This is a genomic window from Micrococcus sp. HMSC31B01 (genome assembly GCF_001816085.1).
In the GTDB taxonomy this organism is placed as follows: Bacteria; Actinomycetota; Actinomycetes; order Actinomycetales; family Micrococcaceae; genus Micrococcus; species Micrococcus luteus.
The window spans coordinates 1-3,580 of sequence record NZ_KV825203.1 but is presented as its reverse complement, the minus strand read 5'-3'; the positions used below and the strand labels follow the sequence as shown (position 1 = coordinate 3,580).

Sequence of the window (3,580 nt, the reverse complement as noted above, 5' to 3'; positions counted from 1 at the left end):
CCTGGACCGCGCCGCCCTGCACGCCGTCACGCCCGCCCAGGCCCTCGCCCACCCCACGTGGGACATGGGCCGCGTCGTCACCACCAACTCCGCCTCCCTCGTGAACAAGGCCCTCGAGGTGATCGAGGCCCACCTGCTGTTCGACGTGCCCCTGGACCGGATCGACGTCGTGGTCCACCCGCAGTCCGTGGTCCACTCGATGGTCGAGTTCGTCGACGGGTCCACGCTCGCCCAGGCCTCCCCGCCGGACATGCGCCTGCCCATCGCCCTGGGGCTGTGCTGGCCGCGCCGTCTCCCGGGCGCGGCCCCGGCCTGCGACTGGACGCGGGCGGCCACCTGGACGTTCGAGCCCCTCGACGAGGAGGCCTTCCCCGCGGTACGGGCCGCGAAGGAGGCGGCGGCCGCCTCGCCCACCCACATGGCCGTGTTCAACGCCGCCAACGAGGAGTCCGTGGACGCCTTCCACGCCGGCGCCCTGCCCTTCGACGGGATCGTGGACACGGTCCGCGCCGTCGTCGCCGACTATGCCCCCGAGCACGTGCTCGCCGCGGCCGGCCACGACCCCGCGCCGACGGGGCTCACCGTGGATGCCGTGCTCGCCGCCGAGGCCTGGGCGCGCCGTGCGGCGCGGGCCCGCTGGTGACCGTCGTGGAGATCCTCTGGTACGTCGCGGGCGTCCTCGCGGTCGCGCTGGGCCTGGCGGTCTCGATCGCCCTGCACGAGATCGGCCACCTCGTCCCGGCCAAGCTCTTCGGCGTGCGCGTCACGCAGTACATGATCGGCTTCGGCCCGACGCTCGTCTCGTGGCGCCGCGGCGAGACGGAGTACGGGTTCAAGGCCGTGCCGCTGGGCGGCTACGTCGCGATGATCGGGATGCTGCCCCCGCCGCGGCCCGGGCAGACGCCCCGCGCGGCGTCCACGGGCTTCGTCCAGCAGCTGGGCCGCATGGCCGACGACGCGCGGGCCCAGGCCGCCGAGGAGGTCCGCCCCGGCGACGAGCACCGCCGCTTCCTCGCCCTGCCGGTGTGGAAGCGGGTGGTGATCATGCTCGGCGGGCCGTTCATGAACCTGCTCATCGCGCTGGGCGCCACCGCCCTGCTGGTCACCACGGTGGGCACCTCGCAGCCCAGCACCACCGTCGCCGAGGTCTACCGGTGCGTGGTCACGATGCAGGAGCAGCAGGCCCGCGCCGCCTCCGGCGGGACAGAGGACTGCCGCCCGGGCGATCCCGCCGCGCCCGCCCACGAGGCGGGACTGCGCCCCGGCGACACCGTGCTCGCCTTCGACGGGCGGCCGGTCTCCGACTGGGACGCCCTCTCCGCCGCGATCCGGGACCGCGCCGGACAGCCCACCCGGATCGAGTGGGAGCGCGACGGCGAGCGGATGAGCGCCACCCTGACCCCGCGCCTGACGGAACGGCCCGTGACGGACGCGCTGGGCCGGCCCGAGCGGGCCCCGGACGGGACCGTGGCGACCCACGAGGTCGGGTTCATCGGCATGGGCGCGCAGCTCGAGACGGTCCGCGGCACCCCGCTCGACGCCGGCCCGCTCGTGGCCCAGCAGGTGCGGGGCGTCGTCGACGTCGTCCTCGTGCTGCCGCAGCGGCTGTGGGACACCGCCGTCGCCGTGGTGACCCCGGCCGAGCGCGACCCGGACGGCCCGATGTCCGTGGTGGGAGTCGGCCGGATCGCCGGGGAGGCGGCGGCGCTCGAGGAGGCCACGCTGACGGACAAGGCCGCCCTGCTGCTGTCCCTGCTGGCGGGCGTGAACGTGGCGCTCATGGTGTTCAACCTCATCCCGCTGCTCCCGCTCGACGGCGGCCACGTGGCCGGCGCCCTGTGGGAGGCGGTGCGCCGCGGCTGGGCCCGGATCACGGGCCGCCCGGACCCGGGGCCGTTCGACCTGGCCCGCATGCTGCCGCTGACCTACGCGGTGGGCGCGGCGATGCTGCTCATGGGCGTCATCCTGATCGTGGCGGACATCGTGGAGCCGGTCCGGCTGTTCTGAGCCCGGCCCGTTCGCCGTGGGCGGTCGCCCCGCGCCCCGGGGCGCCCGCGCGCCTAGGATGGACCGGAGAACCCGGCGGCCCCGCGCCGTCGACCCCGAGAACCCATGAGGAGCGCCCCCGTGCCCGTCAGCCTTGGAATGCCGTCCGCCCCGCCGCCCGTGCTGGCCCCGCGCCGCACCACCCGGCAGATCCAGGTGGGCTCGGTGGGCGTCGGCTCGCAGCACCCCGTCTCGGTGCAGTCGATGACCACCACCAAGACGCACGACATCGGCGCGACCCTGCAGCAGATCGCCGAGCTCACGGCCGCCGGCTGCGACATCGTCCGCGTGGCCTGCCCCACGGACAAGGACGCCGAGGCCCTCAAGGTCATCGCCCAGCAGTCCACCATCCCCGTGATCGCGGACATCCACTTCCAGCCGAAGTACGTGTTCGCGGCGATCGAGGCCGGCTGCGGCGCCGTGCGCGTGAACCCGGGCAACATCAAGAAGTTCGACGACAAGGTCAAGGAGATCGCGCAGGCCGCCTCGGACCACGGCACCTCCCTCCGCATCGGCGTCAACGCCGGCTCCCTGGACCCGCGCCTGCTGCAGAAGTACGGCAAGGCCACCCCGGAGGCCCTCGTCGAGTCCGCCGTCTGGGAGGCCTCCCTCTTCGAGGAGCACGGCTTCAAGGACTTCAAGATCTCCGTCAAGCACAACGACCCGGTGATCATGGCCCGCGCCTACGAGCTGCTCGCCGAGCAGGGTGACTGGCCGCTGCACCTCGGGGTCACCGAGGCCGGCCCGGCCTTCCAGGGCACCATCAAGTCCGCTACCGCCTTCGGCTACCTGCTCGGCCAGGGCATCGGTGACACCATCCGCGTCTCCCTCTCCGCGCCGCCGGTCGAGGAGGTCAAGGTGGGCCTGCAGATCCTGCAGTCCCTGAACCTGCGTGAGCGCAAGCTCGAGATCGTCTCCTGCCCCTCGTGCGGCCGCGCCCAGGTGGACGTGTACACGCTGGCCGAGCAGGTCACCGAGGGCCTCCAGGACCTTGAGGTCCCGCTGCGGGTGGCCGTCATGGGCTGCGTCGTCAACGGGCCGGGCGAGGCCCGCGAGGCCGACCTCGGCGTCGCCTCCGGCAACGGCAAGGGCCAGATCTTCGTCAAGGGCGAGGTCATCCGCACCGTGCCCGAGGACCAGATCGTGGAGACCCTCATCGAGGAGGCCAACCGGATCGCCGGCGAGATGGACCTGGGGGAGGACGGCGGTGACCAGGCTGCCGCCGGTGCCCCGGTGGTCTCCGTCCACTGACCGGGAGGTCCGGGCCGCCACGGGTGACCGCGTCCGCCTGCTGACCGACGCGGACACCGCCGCGCTCGCGGCCCTGTCCGCCCGCGCCCCCGTGTCCAACGTGTTCGTGGACTCCCTGCTCGAGGCGGGCCGCCTGGCCGGCCCGCGCGGGGGAGCGGCGGGCACCCTGTTCCTCGGGATCGACGACGACGCCCCGGGCGCCGGGGGGCTGCGTGCGGCCGTCTGGATCGGCTCGAACGTGGTGCCGGTCGCCGCGTCCGAGGCCCCGGACGCCGGCTGGACG

The 3,580-nt window shown here is 74.2% G+C and carries 2 protein-coding genes and 2 pseudogenes; all 4 read left to right on the top strand.

Annotation, left to right across the window (positions count from 1 at the left end):
- A pseudogene (locus HMPREF3105_RS08040) lies at positions 1-643 on the top strand (1-deoxy-D-xylulose-5-phosphate reductoisomerase); the annotation flags it as partial.
- A complete protein-coding gene (locus tag HMPREF3105_RS08035; RefSeq protein WP_061866732.1) occupies positions 640-2,007 on the top strand; it encodes a M50 family metallopeptidase in 1,368 nt (455 codons plus the stop codon). The pseudogene HMPREF3105_RS08040 and the gene HMPREF3105_RS08035, both read left to right, overlap by 4 nt.
- A 105-nt stretch (positions 2,008-2,112) precedes the next feature.
- Positions 2,113-3,297 (top strand): flavodoxin-dependent (E)-4-hydroxy-3-methylbut-2-enyl-diphosphate synthase, encoded by a 1,185-nt coding sequence (gene ispG / locus HMPREF3105_RS08030; RefSeq protein ID WP_061866731.1) that lies wholly within the window; start codon positions 2,113-2,115, stop codon positions 3,295-3,297.
- Positions 3,272-3,580: pseudogene (locus tag HMPREF3105_RS08025) on the top strand (GNAT family N-acetyltransferase); the annotation flags it as partial. The gene ispG and the pseudogene HMPREF3105_RS08025, both read left to right, overlap by 26 nt.